At 46.5% G+C, this 16,659-nt stretch carries 16 protein-coding genes; 3 read left to right on the top strand and 13 right to left on the bottom strand.

Going from position 1 to position 16,659, the window contains the following annotated elements; translation table 11 throughout:
• Positions 1-113: 113 nt before the first annotated feature.
• From ACYVGR_RS33535 to ACYVGR_RS33525, 3 genes are all read right to left on the bottom strand, one after another.
• Entirely contained in the window at positions 114-1,460 is a 1,347-nt protein-coding gene (locus ACYVGR_RS33535; RefSeq protein ID WP_460964669.1) for a TolC family protein, read from the bottom strand.
• Positions 1,461-1,542: 82 nt separating this feature from the next.
• A complete protein-coding gene (locus ACYVGR_RS33530) occupies positions 1,543-4,629 on the bottom strand; it encodes an efflux RND transporter permease subunit (protein WP_460964667.1) in 3,087 nt (1,028 codons plus the stop codon).
• Between the two features lie 40 nt (positions 4,630-4,669).
• Positions 4,670-5,755: an efflux RND transporter periplasmic adaptor subunit gene (locus ACYVGR_RS33525; RefSeq protein WP_460964665.1), complete on the bottom strand. Its 1,086-nt coding sequence runs from the start codon at positions 5,753-5,755 to the stop codon at positions 4,670-4,672.
• Positions 5,756-5,955: 200 nt separating this feature from the next.
• On the opposite strand from ACYVGR_RS33525, the gene ACYVGR_RS33520 reads away from it, so the two are divergent.
• From ACYVGR_RS33520 to ACYVGR_RS33510, 3 genes are all read left to right on the top strand, one after another.
• Positions 5,956-6,285, top strand: coding sequence for an ArsR/SmtB family transcription factor (locus ACYVGR_RS33520; RefSeq protein ID WP_460964663.1), 330 nt, complete (start codon positions 5,956-5,958; stop codon positions 6,283-6,285).
• A 42-nt stretch (positions 6,286-6,327) separates the two neighbouring features.
• Complete coding sequence (locus ACYVGR_RS33515; protein WP_460964662.1) at positions 6,328-7,257, top strand: helix-turn-helix domain-containing protein; 930 nt, start codon at positions 6,328-6,330, stop codon at positions 7,255-7,257.
• 192 nt (positions 7,258-7,449) lie between these two features.
• On the top strand, positions 7,450-8,214 hold the full coding sequence (locus ACYVGR_RS33510; RefSeq protein ID WP_460964660.1) for an SDR family NAD(P)-dependent oxidoreductase: 765 nt from the start codon (positions 7,450-7,452) through the stop codon (positions 8,212-8,214).
• Positions 8,215-8,323: 109 nt separating this feature from the next.
• Here the strand turns inward: ACYVGR_RS33510 and ACYVGR_RS33505 are convergent, their stop codons facing one another.
• The 10 genes from ACYVGR_RS33505 to ACYVGR_RS33460 all read right to left on the bottom strand — a co-directional run bounded on the left by ACYVGR_RS33505 (position 8,324) and on the right by ACYVGR_RS33460 (position 16,657).
• Positions 8,324-9,502, bottom strand: a complete 1,179-nt coding sequence (locus tag ACYVGR_RS33505) for an acetyl-CoA C-acyltransferase (RefSeq protein WP_460964658.1) — start codon at positions 9,500-9,502, stop codon at positions 8,324-8,326.
• Between the two features lie 129 nt (positions 9,503-9,631).
• Positions 9,632-10,501, bottom strand: coding sequence for a CE1 family esterase (locus tag ACYVGR_RS33500; protein ID WP_460964656.1), 870 nt, complete (start codon positions 10,499-10,501; stop codon positions 9,632-9,634).
• Between the two features lie 142 nt (positions 10,502-10,643).
• A complete protein-coding gene (locus tag ACYVGR_RS33495; RefSeq protein WP_460964655.1) occupies positions 10,644-11,198 on the bottom strand; it encodes an NADH-quinone oxidoreductase subunit J family protein in 555 nt (184 codons plus the stop codon).
• 115 nt (positions 11,199-11,313) lie between these two features.
• On the bottom strand, positions 11,314-11,880 hold the full coding sequence (locus ACYVGR_RS33490; protein WP_460964653.1) for a NuoI/complex I 23 kDa subunit family protein: 567 nt from the start codon (positions 11,878-11,880) through the stop codon (positions 11,314-11,316).
• 54 nt (positions 11,881-11,934) lie between these two features.
• Entirely contained in the window at positions 11,935-13,089 is a 1,155-nt protein-coding gene (gene nuoH, locus ACYVGR_RS33485; protein ID WP_460964651.1) for an NADH-quinone oxidoreductase subunit NuoH, read from the bottom strand.
• 112 nt (positions 13,090-13,201) lie between these two features.
• Entirely contained in the window at positions 13,202-14,287 is a 1,086-nt protein-coding gene (locus tag ACYVGR_RS33480) for an NADH-quinone oxidoreductase subunit G (RefSeq protein WP_460964650.1), read from the bottom strand.
• Between the two features lie 66 nt (positions 14,288-14,353).
• On the bottom strand, positions 14,354-15,694 hold the full coding sequence (nuoF, locus tag ACYVGR_RS33475; RefSeq protein ID WP_460964648.1) for an NADH-quinone oxidoreductase subunit NuoF: 1,341 nt from the start codon (positions 15,692-15,694) through the stop codon (positions 14,354-14,356).
• Between the two features lie 73 nt (positions 15,695-15,767).
• Positions 15,768-15,950: a hypothetical protein gene (locus ACYVGR_RS33470; RefSeq protein WP_460964646.1), complete on the bottom strand. Its 183-nt coding sequence runs from the start codon at positions 15,948-15,950 to the stop codon at positions 15,768-15,770.
• Positions 15,947-16,147, bottom strand: coding sequence for a hypothetical protein (locus tag ACYVGR_RS33465; RefSeq protein WP_460964645.1), 201 nt, complete (start codon positions 16,145-16,147; stop codon positions 15,947-15,949). The genes ACYVGR_RS33470 and ACYVGR_RS33465 overlap by 4 nt, the downstream gene beginning before the upstream one ends.
• A 6-nt stretch (positions 16,148-16,153) precedes the next feature.
• Complete coding sequence (locus tag ACYVGR_RS33460) at positions 16,154-16,657, bottom strand: NADH-quinone oxidoreductase subunit NuoE family protein (protein ID WP_460964643.1); 504 nt, start codon at positions 16,655-16,657, stop codon at positions 16,154-16,156.
• Between the last annotated feature and the right edge of the window lie 2 nt (positions 16,658-16,659).

Here is a 16,659-nt window from a genome sequence, read left to right as displayed (position 1 = left end):
ATAAGATTTTTCTAATGATTGATTTAACGCACTAATCGGTAAGTTTAGGGGTTGCAAGTAAGGTAATTGGCAGGCCATCTGGTACCTGACCTCTTTTAGCTTTTTCAGGGAGGTTACCTGATTTTCCCTAATACTTTGTCCAGATTAACCGTTGCCGTGAGGTAATCATAAACCGCCTGTAAGTAATTCGATTTGGCTTGCGTCAGAGAAAGCTCGGCATCCGACATATCTAGCCGGGAAGCGATGCCCTGTTTCCAGCGGTCGCGCGTGATGCGGTAGCCTAGTTCTGCAACCGAAATGGTTTGCTGCTGCGTCTGAATTCGAAGACGTGCTTCCTCAACATTGGCCAAGCCAATTTTTACCTCAGCCCGTACAATCTCTTTAAGGTTCGCCAGTTGTGTGTTGCTTTGCTGGCGGGTCAGTTGTGCCTGCTGAATACGCGAATTGGTTCGGAAACCGGTGAAAATCGGGACGTTGACTTGTAGCCCTATGTACGAACTCACGGGCCATTTATAATCGCCAAACTGAAAGTTATTGGCTTGCGATTGCGTTTGTGCCAAACCAATTGCCGATAATTTCGGCTGTTTTTCGGCGACCTGTTGCACAATTCGTTCCTGATTCAGTTTTTCCAATAATTCCAGCCGACGCACCTCAGGACGTGCTTGCACGGCATCGAGAAAAACGTCCGTTCCGGGCGATACAAATGAGATTTCGTTATAACGTAGCGAATCCTGAAGTTCAATAACTTCCTGCTCATCCAGTCCCATCGTCTGCTTCAGAATCGTTTTTGTGATACCGATCCGATTCGTCAATTGAATGAGCGTTGGTCGCAAATTCTCGACGGTAACGAAGGCTCGTAGCGTATCGACGCGCGAGGCTTTTCCCTGCGCTAATAATGAACGGGAGTCTTTTAGCGCCTGTTCGTTTCGAGCAATGCTCTGTTGCTGTAAGCGAAGTTGTTCCTGCGTAATCAATACGTCCAAATAAGCCTTTTTGACCTCCGTAACGACATTAGCCCGAACTGTAGTCAACGCTTCTGTAGTTGCTGATTCATCTAGTTGCGCAGCTCGAATCCCCGATCGAACACTAGCCTGAAAAAGTGGATGCGATACCGCAATGCCACCCAGTAGTGCATTCGATCCGCCAACCCGGAAGGTTGCTACCTGATCATCACCCAGGCCGACAAAGCTGCCGGGCAGGAATGAAACCTGTTTATTGAAGTAATATAAGTACTGCGCCGAAGCCGCAACAGTTGGTAAAGCATAGCCCCGCGCTTCGACTACTTTCTGAGCCGATTTTGATGTCTCCAGCGTAGCGACCTGTAAGTCCCGATTTTTATCAAGTGCGATCTTGACGGCATCATCCATTGTTAATTGTCGTACCTGGGCCAATGCTATCTGACTCACGGTCAGATGTAGGGTAGCCAAAAATAGGACGACGATATAATTCGTGTGTCTCATGATTTGATGTTAGAAAAAATAATGTTGGCGCAGCATGGGTAAGTTTTTGTGTGACCCCGTCGGGGTCACACAAAAAAGGAACCTAGCCAACTTCGGCGTGTTCAATGGCCAACTCCTCTTCTTCTGGCTTGTGCTTTGGCGTTCTGGAAAAATAAGAATACACCGCCGGGATAATGTAAAGGGTTAGCAATCCCGCGAACAGGAGTCCACCAACGATTACAGTACCGAGCGAATTCCGGCTGTTTTCGGTGAGAGCAATTGGGATTGTGCCAAAAATCATTGCCAGGCTCGTCATCAGAATAGGCCGAAAACGTGAGGATGCGGCTAGTTTGGCGGCTTCCAGTGTACTCATCCCGGCTTCCTTGCTTTGGTTGGCAAATTCGACAATCAGAATACCGTTTTTGGTAATCAGACCGATCAGCGTAATGATGCCGATCTGACTAAAAATGTTGAGCGTTTGACCGAAAAGCCACAGGCTGAGAAGCGCCCCCGTCATGGCCATAGGAACTGTGAGCAGGATAATAAACGGATCGATCAGGCTTTCAAACTGGGCCGCCAGAATCAAATAGATCAGGATTAACGCAAAGACGAACGCATACAGTAAGCTCGATGAGCTTTCGGCAAAGTCGCGCGATTCGCCCGCCAGTGACGTTTTGATCGTGGGTGGTAAAACTTTCTGGGCAATCCGATTCATTTCGGCAACGCCATCGCCAATGGTTTTCCCCGGTACCAGACCCGCCGAAACAGTTGCTGAAATAGCCTGATCATAGCGATAGATGGCGGCAGGACTGATGCTTTCCTTGAACGAAACCAGATTGTCGAGTGAAACAACATCGCCCGTTCGGGTGCGCACGTACATGGACTTGAGGTCGTAGGGTGTGTCGCGATCCTGCCGTTGGAGCTGACCGATGACCTCATATTGGCGGTCGTTGAAAATAAAGTAGCCATACCGCTGACCACTCAAGGCTAACTGTAATCCTCGGGCGATTTCGGCGACGGATATTCCCAATTCGGCTGCTTTATCCCGATTAATCTGAAGGATAAGTTCAGGTTTGTTGACCTTTAGATCGGAGTCGGTAAAGACAAGAATTGGGCTTTTTCGAGCTTCTTCCAAAAACTTCGGTAATACATCCGTGATAGCGGCCAGATTGGTGCCCTGCAATACAAACTGAACAGGTTGGGCCTGCCCAAACCGACTGCCAATGGTTGGCGGCTGAACCGGAAACACCATCACGCCCCTGAAATTCTGGGCATTTCGGGAATAGGTAGCGAACACATCGGCCTGTGTGGTTGTCCGCTCGTCTGCTTTTTTGAGAAAGGTATTTTGGATGGCAATGTTGACCGGAGCGGGTGGCCCAAAGGTGAGCGCCAGAATGGAATAGGTCTGAAATAAGCCCTGCGTCGAGTCGACCGAGAATTTGGCAATCTCGTTCATATATTTCTCTGTATACTCATACGACGACCCTTCGGGTGCAACAACGGCTAGACTGATCTGCGAGCGATCTTCCAGCGGAGCCAATTCAGAAGGCAGTTGCTTCCCAATGAAATAGATCAACCCGAACGTACCGATTAACGTTGGGAAGGCTACCCAGCGAAAGCGCAGAAACCAGCTCAGCGACTTTTCGTAACCCTGGTTTAAGGCTACAAAATATGGCTCAGTGGTGCGATAGAGCCAATTAGGTTTGTTGTGTCGCTTAAGCAAATATGCGCTCATCATGGGCGACAGTGTCAAGGCCACAAATGCCGACACAATTACCGACCCGGCTACGACTACTGCAAACTCCTGGAAAAGCTTACCCGTAATCCCTGGTAAAAATAAAATCGGCAGGAAAACGGCGGCTAGCGTAATGGTCGTTGAGATAACGGCAAAATAGATTTCCGACGAACCTTTGAACGCAGCCTGCAAAGGCGACATACCTTCTTCCACTTTCGCATAGATGTTTTCCAGCACAACAATGGCATCATCGACAACCAGCCCAATCGCCAATACCAAGGCTAACAGGGTTAGAATGTTGATAGAATAGCCAGCCACGTACATGATGAAAAAGGCCGACACAATAGAAACGGGAATAGCCACAACCGGAATAATCGTCGAACGCCAGTCGCGGAGGAACAGGAACAAAATCAGGATAACCAGCCCAAAGGCGATGAAGAGTGTTTCTTCTACTTCGGAGATTGAGTCGCGTATGGGTTCGGTGAAGTCCTTGCCGATAGTTAATTGATAATCAGCGGGAATTTCTTTTCGCAATTCTTTCAAGCGACGGTAAAATTCGTCGGCGATGGCTACGGCATTGGCTCCCCGCTGCGGTTCAACAAAGACACCTATTGTCGGGGAGTTTCCTTTCAGGCTGTTCAGGATGGCGGTACGTTCGTTCTCGGCACCTAATTCCGCATAACCAATATCCTTAAATCGAATAATGCTACTGCCTTCCTGCTTGACGATCATGTTATTGAAATCGTCCTCTTTGGTCAGTCGGCCCAGGGTGCGAACAGTCAGTTCGTTTCGGTCGCCTTCGATCCGGCCGGAGGGTAAATCCACATTTTCTTTTCGTAACGCCTGTTCAATATCGGATGGGGTTAGTTGATAGGCCGCCAGTTTTGCCGGATCAATTCGGAGCCGCATGGCATACTTTTTCTCCCCGGCAATCCCCACTCGTTTTACACCCGGAATAGTCTGCATACGCTCTTTAATGACCGTAGAAGCAATATTACTAACCTCCAGAATACTACGCGTTTTGCTTTCTACGGCCATAAAAATCACGATGTCGCCACTGTTTGCTTTCTCCACAATAGGTGGGTCAACATCGCCGGGAAGCAGCCGACGGGCTTTCGTTACTTTGTCCCGTACATCATTGGCTGCGGCTTCCAGATCAGCATCCAGATTAAACTCAATCGTAATAACACTGGCCGCTTCGCGTGATACCGAGGAGATTGTTCGGATGCCATTAGCCTCGCCAATCGCTTCTTCCAGTGGCTTCGTGATCTGATAGGCAATAACGTCGGGGCTGGCACCCGGATAGGTTGTTGTAACGGTAACGATGGGTGAATCGGTAACGGGATATTCCCGAATTCCCAGATAGGTAAGCCCCACGAAACCAAAAAGTATAATCAATACAGAAAGTACTCCGGCCAATACTGGCCGCTGAATACTAATTCCCGATAAGCTCATGTTGGGTAAAATTTATGTCAATACGGAATGCACTAACTGCTTAATTGACAGACGAAATGGCCACGGGTACACCCGTATCGAGCCGAAGTAAATTGGTGGTTAAAACGGTGTCGCCGATGGACAAGCCACTCAAAATTTGAACAGTACCTTTGGTGCGGCTTCCTGTTTTTACGTCCCGGCGTTCTGCTTTGCCCTGGTTCAGCCGGAACAAGGAGTAACCTTTGGCAGTAGGAATGAGGGCTTCGGTCGGAATCAGAATACCATCCTGAGCGACGTGTAACGCAAAGGCAATTTTAGCCGATGAACCTGGTACAAGTTTGCCATTCTTGTTATCACTAACAGCTTTTACTACCAAACTCCGCGTGTTTGCTTCCAGCTTCGGTTCGGTTGCGGTAACATTGCCTACAAATTGCTGGCTACTATTTTCAGTCGTAAAGCGAATGGGTTGCCCAGCCCGAACATCCGACGCGTATTTCTCAGGAATCGTGAAGTTGATTTCTACCCGGCTTAAATCGTCGAACGAACTGAGCACTGTAGCGGGCGTTACATAGGCACCGACATCAACCCGTTTTAGACCCAGCCGACCCGAAAAAGGCGCTCGAATTTCGGTTTTAGCCAGATCGACATCCACCATCGCCAACTCGGCCTGTAGTACATTCAGATTGGTTAAAATCTTATCGTATTCCTGCTGATTGACAGCTTCCGTAGCGAGTAATTCCCGGAATCGTTTTTCGTCGAGCTTCGCCAGTTTTTCCTGAAGGGCTATTTTTTGTTTTTTCGCCAGCAGGTCGGCGTCGTCTAATTTAAAAAGTAACGTTCCCTGCCCCACATAGCTGCCTTCACGAACATAAGCCCGGACGAGTTTTCGGGCTACTTCACTGACCAAATCCACTTCCTGATTGGCCGCGATAGTACCCGTAGTCTGAAGTTCGTCGGTAATGGTTTCCCGTTTTACGACAAAAACGTCGGTAGCTACTTTCGTTTCGGCAGGTGAGGCAGAAGCTGATTTATGAGTAGATGACTCTGGTTTATTAGAGAAAAGTTTTGGTGTGATGAAAAATAGGGCTACCGTGAAGGCTACGATACCGACGATGAGCGATTTTGTTCGATTATTTAGCGTTTTCATAATGAACGAGGTTGTATTGTTTTAATGTTCTATAACTATCGAACTTTATTGTTTTATGGATGTCGAACAAGAGCGTATGCCGGATGGTTTCATTCGTTTAAAAAAACAATGAATTTTTTTGAGCTGCCCAATCGTTGTAGTGGCAATTACTGTAGCTACGTTGTTTCCTACAGTAGATAGAGAATAGGAGGAAATGGCTTATGAAACAGTATCAGCACCCCACCGTTGACCAGATTAGCTTAACCTGCGTACTCCATGCGCTGAGTGATCCGGTTCGATTAAATTTTGTTCAGTGTCTGGCTAAACTAACGTGTGAACAACCGTGTGGAGCCATTCCGACGCCGGTTGCCAAATCGACCATGTCGCACCACTTACGGGTATTGCGTGAGGCTGGTATTATTCAAATCCGAACGGAAGGCACGCAGAGTTTGACCTCGCTCCGGTCGCATGAACTGGAAGCGAAGTTTCCTGGGGTATTAGATTCTGTTCTGAAAGCTGCGAGTAATACGAGTTCTGTAGAGGAGGTGTAGGCTTCTAAAAAATGCCTACATTTGAATTTTACAAATAAGGCCATGAGCGTCATTTCACTTGATGAGTTTTATAAAGAAATTACTCCTGCCGAAGGTGGAAGTTTAAGCTCTCTGTTGCCGGATGGTATACATAAAGAAATTGGGCACTTCAACATATTCAGTATTGCCGATTTGATGGCTGCGAACAAGGGTAAGCCATTTATGCCCTACAACCGAAGAGCCTATTACAAAATAAGTTTGATTCGGGGGCGGAACAGAGCTGAGTACGCTGATAAGGTGATTGATATTGAGAAAAATGCGCTTTTGTTCGCAACCCCCAAAGTGCCTTATCATTATGTGCCACAGGATACGGAACAGGCGGGTTATTTCTGCGTCTTTACCGATGAGTTTTTAGTGCAGGCGAAAAGTGGTGTTGTGGTCGATGAGCTGCCCATTTTCCAATCCGGTGGCTATCCTATCTTTCAGCTTTCGGACGAAGAAACCGAAGAGATTAATTTTATATTCAAGAAGATATACAAGGAGTTAGGCTCGAATTACGCCTACAAGTACGACCTGATTCGGAATTATGTACTGGAACTGATTCATTACGGACAGAAGCTACAGCCTGCCACGGCTTTATACCCAACTCATACAGCTTCGGCCCGTGTATCCTCGTTATTTATTGAGCTGCTGGAAAGGCAATTTCCGGTTGAATCACCCCATCAAAAACTCAGCCTGCGTACGGCTAAAGATTATGCCGAACGGTTGGCCATTCATGTTAATCACCTCAACAAGGTATTAAAGGAAAACACAGGTAAAACCACTACCGACATTATCAGCAGCCGGATTGTTCAGGAGGCTAAAATTCTGTTAAGACAGACCAACTGGAACATTTCTGAAATTGCTTACAGTCTGGGCTTTGAAGAAGTAGCCCATTTCTCCAATTTTTTCCGTAAACAGACCTCCCTTTCGCCGGTAGCCTTTCGTGGGTAAGTGCCTTATTTGAATTTTGCAACTATTGGATTGATGTTTGCAAACGGTCGCCCTGACCGCTGATCTACCTTTGTTCCATCAAAATTTCAGCAGAAGATGGAAGTGAGCAACAACGCAATTCGACAATTCCTGGTGTTCTCATCGTCTCTGTGGATGCTAACAAGCGTAGTTTATCAATTAACACATTGAACAATGACAACCAACAGTAAAATCGCTTTAGTCACGGGCGGTAGCCGTGGATTGGGTAAAAATATGGCTCTTAGCCTTGCTCAAAAAGGTATCGACGTAATTCTGACCTATAATAGTAAACAAGATGAAGCTCTTGCTGTAGTCGCTGACATTGAGAAAGCAGGCCAAAAGGCAGCAGCGTTACAGCTTAATACGGGTGACACAAAAAGTTTCGATGCATTTTTTAGCCAACTCAGCGCTGTTTTAAACGATACGTTCTCAACCGATCATTTTGATTTTTTAATCAACAATGCAGGCATTGGCATCGGAGCTTCATTCGCTGAAACAACCGAAGAACAGTTTGATTTGCTGATGAATATCCACTTCAAAGGCGTGTTCTTTTTGACGCAAAAAGCACTACCCCTTATTAACGATGGTGGTCGAATTATTAACCTCTCGACAGGTCTGGCTCGTTTCACATCACCTGGCTATGCTGCTTATGCGTCCATGAAAGGTGGCATCGAGACGTTAACCAAATACATGGCGAATGAGCTTGGTTCGCGCGGGATTGCGGTTAATATCGTAGCGCCAGGGGCTATTGAAACTGATTTTGGTGGGGGTGTGGTACGGGATAATCCCCATGTGAACCAACACATTGCCAGTGTAACTGCTCTTGGTCGGGTTGGGCAACCCGATGATATTGGTGGGGTTGTGGCTTTCTTATGTACCGACGATGCGAAATGGATCAATGCGCAGCGTATTGAAGTATCAGGGGGTATGAATTTGTAATCCTCTCGCAAGCAGAATTAGCTGACTGAAAACTAGACTGCCAGATTATCTTCAACTCATGAAGATAACCTGGCAGTTTCTATTGCTAGAAAGTTTGATTCTCAAATAATTAATTCAGCCGCTCAAAAATTCCGGCTACACCCTGGCCACCGCCCACACATGCCGATACCATGCCGTATTTCTGATCGCGACGACGCATCTCGTTCAGTAGCTGTACCGATAAGCGAGCACCTGTTGAGCCAAGCGCATGACCTAAGGCAATAGCACCTCCGTTCGGATTAATCTTGCTGCGATCGAGGCCTAATTCCTGAATGACAGCCAATGACTGTGCGGCAAAGGCTTCGTTTAATTCAATTAAATCAATGTCATCTTGTTTGAGACCCGCTTTCTGAAGAGCAATCGGAATAGCGGCTACCGGTCCGATACCCATGATTTTAGGCTCAACTCCCGCCGTGGCATAAGAGACCATGCGAGCAACGGGTTGCAAATTCAGTTCATTGACCAGCCGCTCCGACATTACAACGACGAAAGCGGCTCCGTCTGATGTCTGTGATGAGTTGCCCGCTGTAACTGAACCACCAGCGGCAAATACCGGCTTCAATTTAGCCAGCCCTTCGGCACTCGTGTCTTTACGTGGACCTTCATCTTGAGAGACCGTCCATTCACGTGTTTTCTTCTTATTACTTTCGGCATCAAAATAGGTTTCGCTCACCTTGATCGGTACAATCTCATCGGTGAATTTGCCGTCTTTCTGAGCAGCTAGTGCTTTCAAATGCGATTCGAGCGCAAACTCGTCCTGGGCATCCCGGCTAATTTTGAATTGCTGGGCAACCTGCTCAGCCGTAAGCCCCATACCAATATAATAATCTGGATGTGCTTTGGCGATTTCGTAGTTTAGGGCTGTTTTCCAACCCATTACAGGCACCAGCGACATTGATTCGGTACCTCCGGCAATAATGCAATCGGCCAGCCCTGCGTGTATTTTAGCTGATGCAATAGCGATTGCCTCTAATCCCGAGCCACAATAGCGGTTTATGGTCATGCCAGGCACGCTTTTAGGCAGCGAAAGGAGAGCAATATACCGAGCAATTTGCATACCCTGCTCAGCTTCGGGTACGGCATTCCCGACAATAAGATCCTCAACCCGTGCTGGATCGAGATTAGGTACCTGGCTTAATAAATGCTTGATTACTTCAGCCGCCATATCGTCGGGGCGGGTAAAGCGGAGACCTCCACGTGGGGCTTTTCCCACGGCAGTACGGTAACCGGCTACAATGTATGCGTCCATAAATGCAATGTTATTTACTGGTTAAGCAGGAAATTTCTAGGATAACCGATTTTCGAACGGTTTAATTACTGGAATAGTGTAAATTATTATGCAAGCATACTATTTTTCTTCGGAAACTGCAATGCTTCACTAAAGAGTTAGCTGCCGTTTGAAAAAACTCCATGCCTCCAGATAGACGTTGATGTCATTTGGATAATCGTGCTTACCACCAATTACTTTTAATAAGGTGATTTCTGGTTTACCTTTTTCTTTATAGGTATACCGCTCAATTGTTTTATGATCATTCGGATCGACGTCTGGAAGGACTGATTTTACAGGTGGTTTTTTATAACCAGCCAACTCCGACCAGTAGTGAAACGTCCGTTCCGTTGATCGAACAAGGCCTAAACTAATATTCATCGTTATTACCTCGCCACCATTGTAAGGATTAACCGTATCGTCGGTTCCATTGACAATCATTACCGGAATGGGCATTCGTTTTTCGGGACAATCCAGATTGTTGGTATCCGGAAGATTGGCGATGAGCGCTGTTATCGCCCTAAATTTTTCGGGCATGGTCAAAGCAAGTTTGTAGGCCATATGCCCACCTCCTGACGTACCAATAGCAAAAACCTGCTTTTTATTGATGCCATACTTCTGATCGAAGTAGCTAATCATTTGGCCAAAGAAGGCATTTTCATTGATGTCTTCTTTATTGGCTGCTGAGTTTGCTGTTTTGCGGCATTCATTCCAGAATCGTTTATAACCATCTGGATAAACCAGAAGTAGATTTTCACTCTCTGATTTCTCTTCCAGCTTTTCGGCCCCTTTTACCGCATCCAATCCTCTTCCTCCTGAGCCGTGGAGAATAAAAATTAATGACGCATTGGGTTTCGTAGGTTTATGAAAATGAAAAGTTCGATAATGCCCTTCTATTAAAATGGAGTCAGCTAGCATTGGCTGTTGAGCAAATGCTGCTCCTGTAATTAGTAGGTCGAAAATCAGTAATAGGCGTATCATACAGCTAACAAAAAGTTGGAAAGTAGATATGGTTACTTGTTGTTTAAAGTGTTTAAAGCCTATTCATACTCTACAAATAAAAATAGCCGCTTACGGAGCGGCTATTAATCAAAGTCAGTCAAAATAATCAGACAAATCCCGGTCAGAAATGACGATCGCCTGCTTCGCGTTTACCGAGCATCACTGCACCAACCATAGCAATAATAAACAGGATAGAGGCCAGCTCAAATGGTAAAATATAGTCGCTGTACAACAATTTTCCTAAGTTCTCAACCAATCCCGTTTTACCATTAAATGTAACCCCATTAACCGTAGCAACCTGTGCGCTTTTAGCCCGGAAAATGGTAATAAGCAAAACCATCAGGACACCGCCAGCTACCACAGATATTATCTTGCTCAGATTTGATTTCGATTCTTCGTCTTCTTTCCGAAGATTGAGGAACATGATCGTGAACAGGAATAAGACCATAATCGCTCCTGCGTAGACGATAATATTGACTGCCGCTAAAAACTGAGCATTCAGAAGAATGTAATGACCAGATAGGCAAAAGAAGGTCGCAATTAAAGCCAGAACGCTATAAATCGGATTACGCGCCGTAACAACACCAATAGCGCTAAACAGAGTCAGGGCTGTTAGTAGCAGAAACAGATAGCCAGTGGGCGTAAGCGTTTTAAAAAAGGTAAGTATCTCAGTCATAATCAATGGTCAGAAATTGTCAATTGTGGTCAGTAATTGGCAACATTAGTCAGGTACCCATTATTGGCAATACCTGACTAATGTTGACTGTTCCTGACAGTGCGTGACAGTTTTACTAGGTGGCAGCTCGCGTTAGACTGGGTTCGGTTGGCGTAGCTTTTACTTCAGAATTATTAGCGCGGATATACCGATCGTCCATTTTTTCGACCAGACGATCTTTACCATAAATCACCTCATCGCGCTCCTGGAAAACCGGAACCATACGATCATGGCGCAAGTAAACGGCCTGTTTTGGGCAAGCTTCTTCACATAGACCACAGAAAATGCAGCGAAGCATGTTGATTTCATATACCGCTGCGTATTTCTCTTCCCGATATAAGCCTTCTTCGCCTTTTTTGCGTTCGGCCGCCACCATCGAAATCGCTTCGGCTGGGCAAGCTACTGCACACAGGCCACAAGCTGTACAACGCTCGCGGCCCTGTTCATCCCGTTTCAGAATGTGATGGCCCCGGTAAATTGGCCCCAGGTATTTTTTTACTTCTGGGTATTGAATAGTCGGCTTCTTGCGGAAAAAGTGGCGGATTGTGATGGCCAAACCACCAATAACGGCAGGCAGATACATTTTCTCTGCCAGCGTCATTTCCTTATTGCTAACCTGCTTAGAGCGGTTTGTTAATTGCATAATAGTAAGGCGTTTGTAGTTATAATAAACGTTGAACTACAAGCTATAAACCGATTAACCCCTTTGTGGTATAATTTCCCGTTTGGGTGCGCGAGACATGGATGAAACTGCCAGTACGATCATTACGATGGCAATCAACCAGGTTGCGTATTTAAAATTATAAAGCAAACCAGCACCGGTTATTACCACATTAAGAATAGCTAATGGGATAAACGTTTTCCAGCCCAAGTTCATCAGCTGATCATAGCGGAAACGTGGAACTGTCCAGCGAACCCACATAAAGAAGAAAATGAAGAACAAAATCTTGCCAAAGTAAACGGCCACGCCAATGGCTGTTGCCACATTATGACCGGTTATAGCACCCAACGATTTTTCGAGTGCCTGACCAATTTCGTTCATAAATGGGTAGTGGAAACCGCCAAAATACAGAGCTGAAATAAATGCCGATGAAACAAACATGTTGATATACTCAGCGAATAAATAGAAGCCCAATTTCATGGAACTGTATTCGGTGTGGTAACCACCAACAAGCTCCGTTTCGCACTCTGGCAAATCGAAAGGAGTACGGTTACACTCGGCAAACGCACAGGTCAGGAAAATAACAAAGCCCAGGGGCTGCGTGAAAATATTCCACTCAAAGAAAGTAGCTTGCTCATTGATAATCGTTGTCAATGACAGCGAACCGCTCATCATCAGAATGGCAATCAACGATAATCCCAACGCGATTTCGTAGCTGATGTTCTGCGATGCAGCCCGAATCGCTCCCAACAAGGAAAACTTGTTGTTAGAGGCCCAGCCACCGACCATAATGCCATATACACCCAACGAAACAACGCCGAAGATGTACAATACGCCGATGTTGATTTCGATAGCCTGAATTGGGATAGCGTAGTTGCCAAATTTAATGGTATCCCCAAAAGGAATGACGGCGCTCGACATCAGAGCGGTCAACATAGCTAAGCATGGTCCTAGAATAAAGAGCCATTTACTGGCTTGAGCGGGGATAAAATCTTCCTTAAAGAACATTTTGCCGCCATCGGCCAGAGGCTGCAATAAGCCCCAGGGACCAGCTCGGTTCGGACCAATGCGATCCTGCAAAAAAGCAGCCACCTTCCGTTCTCCATAGGTAGAGTAGGCGGCAATACCCAGCGTTATCGCGAAAATGATAAGGATAATTAATCCTTTAACGAGTAATACGGTTAAGTCCATTTTTTTTAAGTTTTCGGTTTTCGGTTTGAGGTTTACGGTTGGCTGACGCATAATTGCTCTCGCGTCAGCCAACCGTAAACCGAAACCTAAAACTATATACCTGATTAACTTATCAAGGTTCTGGCTCCATTGCTGAGGGTAATACTTTCGCAAAACGTTCTGGCGCTAATTGCTTAATGTCCAGTTGCGACGTATCCCGTTCATCATGAATGGTCTTGTATTCAGCAGCAGCTAAGCGCTGGCCAAAGCTTGGTTTGATCGTATCAGCGCGGTATTTATTCGCCGAAATCACAGAACTCCGTGAGATCTTCGTTGGGCCTTCGATCGTCCAATCGCTGGTCTTCTTTTTGTCGAATCGGCAGGTGTTGCAGATAAAATCCAATACTTCGCCCCACTCATTTTTGCGAGCGGTTACTCGGATCACATCGTCACCTCGGTACCAGAGCGTAACTTTACCCGAGCAGGTTGGACAATCACGGTGCGCATCAACAGGTTTCGAAAACCAAACCCGGTTTTTAAACCGATAAGTTTTGTCCGTTAAAGCACCCACTGGACATACGTCGATAACGTTACCTGAGAAATCGTTGTCGATTGCTTTTTCGATGTAAGTCCCAATTTCAGACGCATCGCCCCGGCCTAATACACCATGAACACGCTTGTTCGTGATTTGGTCGGCAGTGTACACACAACGGTAGCAGAGTATGCAGCGCGTCATGTGCAACTGGATGTATGGGCCAATGTCCTTCTTCTCGAATGTCCGGCGGTCTTCCTCGTAGCGAGTTGTCGATTTGCCGTGATCGAAGGCAAAATTTTGCAGATCACATTCACCGGCCTGATCACAAACAGGGCAATCGAGTGGGTGATTCAGTAACAGGAACTCAACAACACCATTCCGGGCATCAATTACCTGCGGACTGGTTTCATTCTCAACCACCATACCATCCTGCACAGCTGTCAGACAGGAAGCTACCAGTTTAGGCATCGGGCGGGGGTCTTTTGCTGAACCTGCGGCCACTCGTACCAGACAGGCCCGGCATTTGCCGCCACTGCCTTTTAAGGGTTGATAGTAGCACATGGCCGGAGGAGCTACTGCCGGACCAATTTTACGGGCGGCCTGCAAAATGGTCGTACCGGGCTCAACTTCAACTTCTATTCCGTCAATTGTGACTTTTAGTAATTGCGGCTTTACGTCTTCCATATCAGTAACGCGGCTGGAAAGCCGCGATTCAATTAAGTAGTTGCGCGGCTTTCCAGCCGCGTTACATTACACCAATGCCATTTCGCCCCGATAAACCGCTCCTGGTTGCGTGGCTTCGGATGGGTGATCGATATGCCACTGGAATTCATCCCGAAAATGTCGAATGGCGCTGGCAACGGGCCAGGCAGCCGCATCGCCAAGCGGGCAAATTGTATTTCCTTCAATCTTTTTGGATACGTCAACAAGAAGGTCGATATCCTGCTGATGACCGTGACCGTATTCGATCCGGTGCAGAACTTTCTCCATCCAACCTGTTCCTTCCCGACAGGGGCTACATTGGCCACAGGATTCGTGATGATAGAAACGAGAGAAATTCCAGGTATTTCGAACAATACAGGATGTTTCGTCAAAGAGGATAAAACCACCGGAGCCGAGCATCGTACCTGTAGCGAAACCACCATCTGAGAGTGACTCGTAGGACATCAAACGCTTTTCGCCATTCGCCAGTGTCAAGGCTAAGTTGGCCGGTAAAATGGGAACCGACGATCCACCCGCTACCAAGGCTTTGAATTTATGGCCCGGACGAATACCACCGCACCATTCATCAGCATAAATGAAATCTTCGACCGGAACGCCTAGTTCTATTTCATAAACACCAGGTTTGTTGATATGACCTGAAGCCGAAATCAGTTTTGTTCCTGTGCTGCGACCTATACCAATACCTGCGTATGCTTCTCCACCATGGTTGATAATCCACGGGGTTGTGGCAATGGATTCAACGTTATTAACAACAGTTGGAGACTGATATAAGCCTTTTACGGCTGGAAATGGCGGCTTATTCCGTGGGTTACCACGCTTACCTTCCAGTGACTCGAGCAACGCCGTTTCTTCACCACAGATGTACGCTCCTCCTCCGGGTTGTACCACCAGTTCGAGATCGTAGCCACTGCCAAGAATATTTTTACCCAAAAAGCCTTTTGCTTTTGCTTCAGCAATGGCTTTTTCGAGGATATGAATTACGTACATCAATTCACCGCGCACGTAGATGAACGACTTGTTAGCGCCCAGTGCAAACGATGAAATAATCATTCCCTCAATAAGCAAGTGAGGGATATTCTTCATTAAATAGTGATCTTTGAACGTACCCGGCTCCGATTCGTCGGCATTACAAACGAGGTAACGGGGAATACCTTCTGGTTTCGCTAGAAAGCTCCATTTCATCCCCATTGGGAAACCAGCACCACCTCGGCCCCGAACACCCGCTTTTTTTACTTCTTCGACAATAGACTCAGGCGTCAACGTCTTCAACGCTTTTTCGACAGCTGTATAACCACCTTGCTTCCGGTATACGTCGAAAGTTTCGATACCAGGAACGTTGATATGTTCAGTTAAAATCTTGATAGCCATACTTTTTTACCCAATCAATTTATCGTATTCAGTGTGTGTACCAATCCAGAACCAGATAATTCCTTCTTCGGTCTCAATACCCACTGCCCGGTATTGCCTGCCGAACCGACCAATACTGGTTAACCTGCTTAAAATAGAGCGATGGATGTTTCGGATTCTGTTTCAGCAATTCATAATTTTTGTCAGCTAATTTCTGGATTGATACAGGTAAGTCATTGTAGCTATCCCAGAAATCATCGGTTGTAAAGTGTCTCACAATTCCCGAACTCTCCCCGCTTTAAAATCGGCAACAGCTTTATTTGCCAATGCATCCAGCTTACCTAACTTCACATCCTGCTCGAACTGTTTATCCCAAATAGCAGCATCATAGTTTGCGAACCAGTTTCGGAATTCGGCTAATTCGTTTTCTGACAGCTTGGCCACCGCCGATTCGATTTCGGTGATTGTTCCCATGTGTAGTTATTTCGACAGTTCGTCAATGATTTCGTCCACGCGCTCGTTGGTGAGGTGCATATAATATTTTTCCCGAATCTGAAAGACAGGGCCCATCCCACAAGCTGCCAGACATTCCACTTCTTTAAGAGTAAACTGACCATCTACAGTTGTCTGGCCGGTGTCGATACCAAGCCGTTGTTTTAGGTGAGCGTATACTTCTTCTCCACCCATTAGGCAGCAAGGACCTGTCCGACAATATTCGATAACGTGCTTGCCAACCGGATTTAAGTGGTACATGGTGTAGAATGACGCTACTTCATATACCTCAATAGGCTGGATGTCGAGCATCCGGGCTACGTAATCCATACCTTCAGGACTCGTCCAGCCTTCCTGCTCCTGCAACAAATGAAGCAAGGGCAATAAGGCCGATTTTTGTTTTCCTTCGGGGTAGCGGGCAATGATTTCCTTTGCCTTTTCCACCCGCTCAGGCGTGAATTGTACGGAGGGATTATTTGTCTCTGTCGTCATTA

The sequence above is a fragment of the Spirosoma litoris genome, from assembly GCF_054776755.1.
Note: the sequence above shows the minus strand (reverse complement) of the source record. Positions and strands in the feature narration are given on the sequence as shown.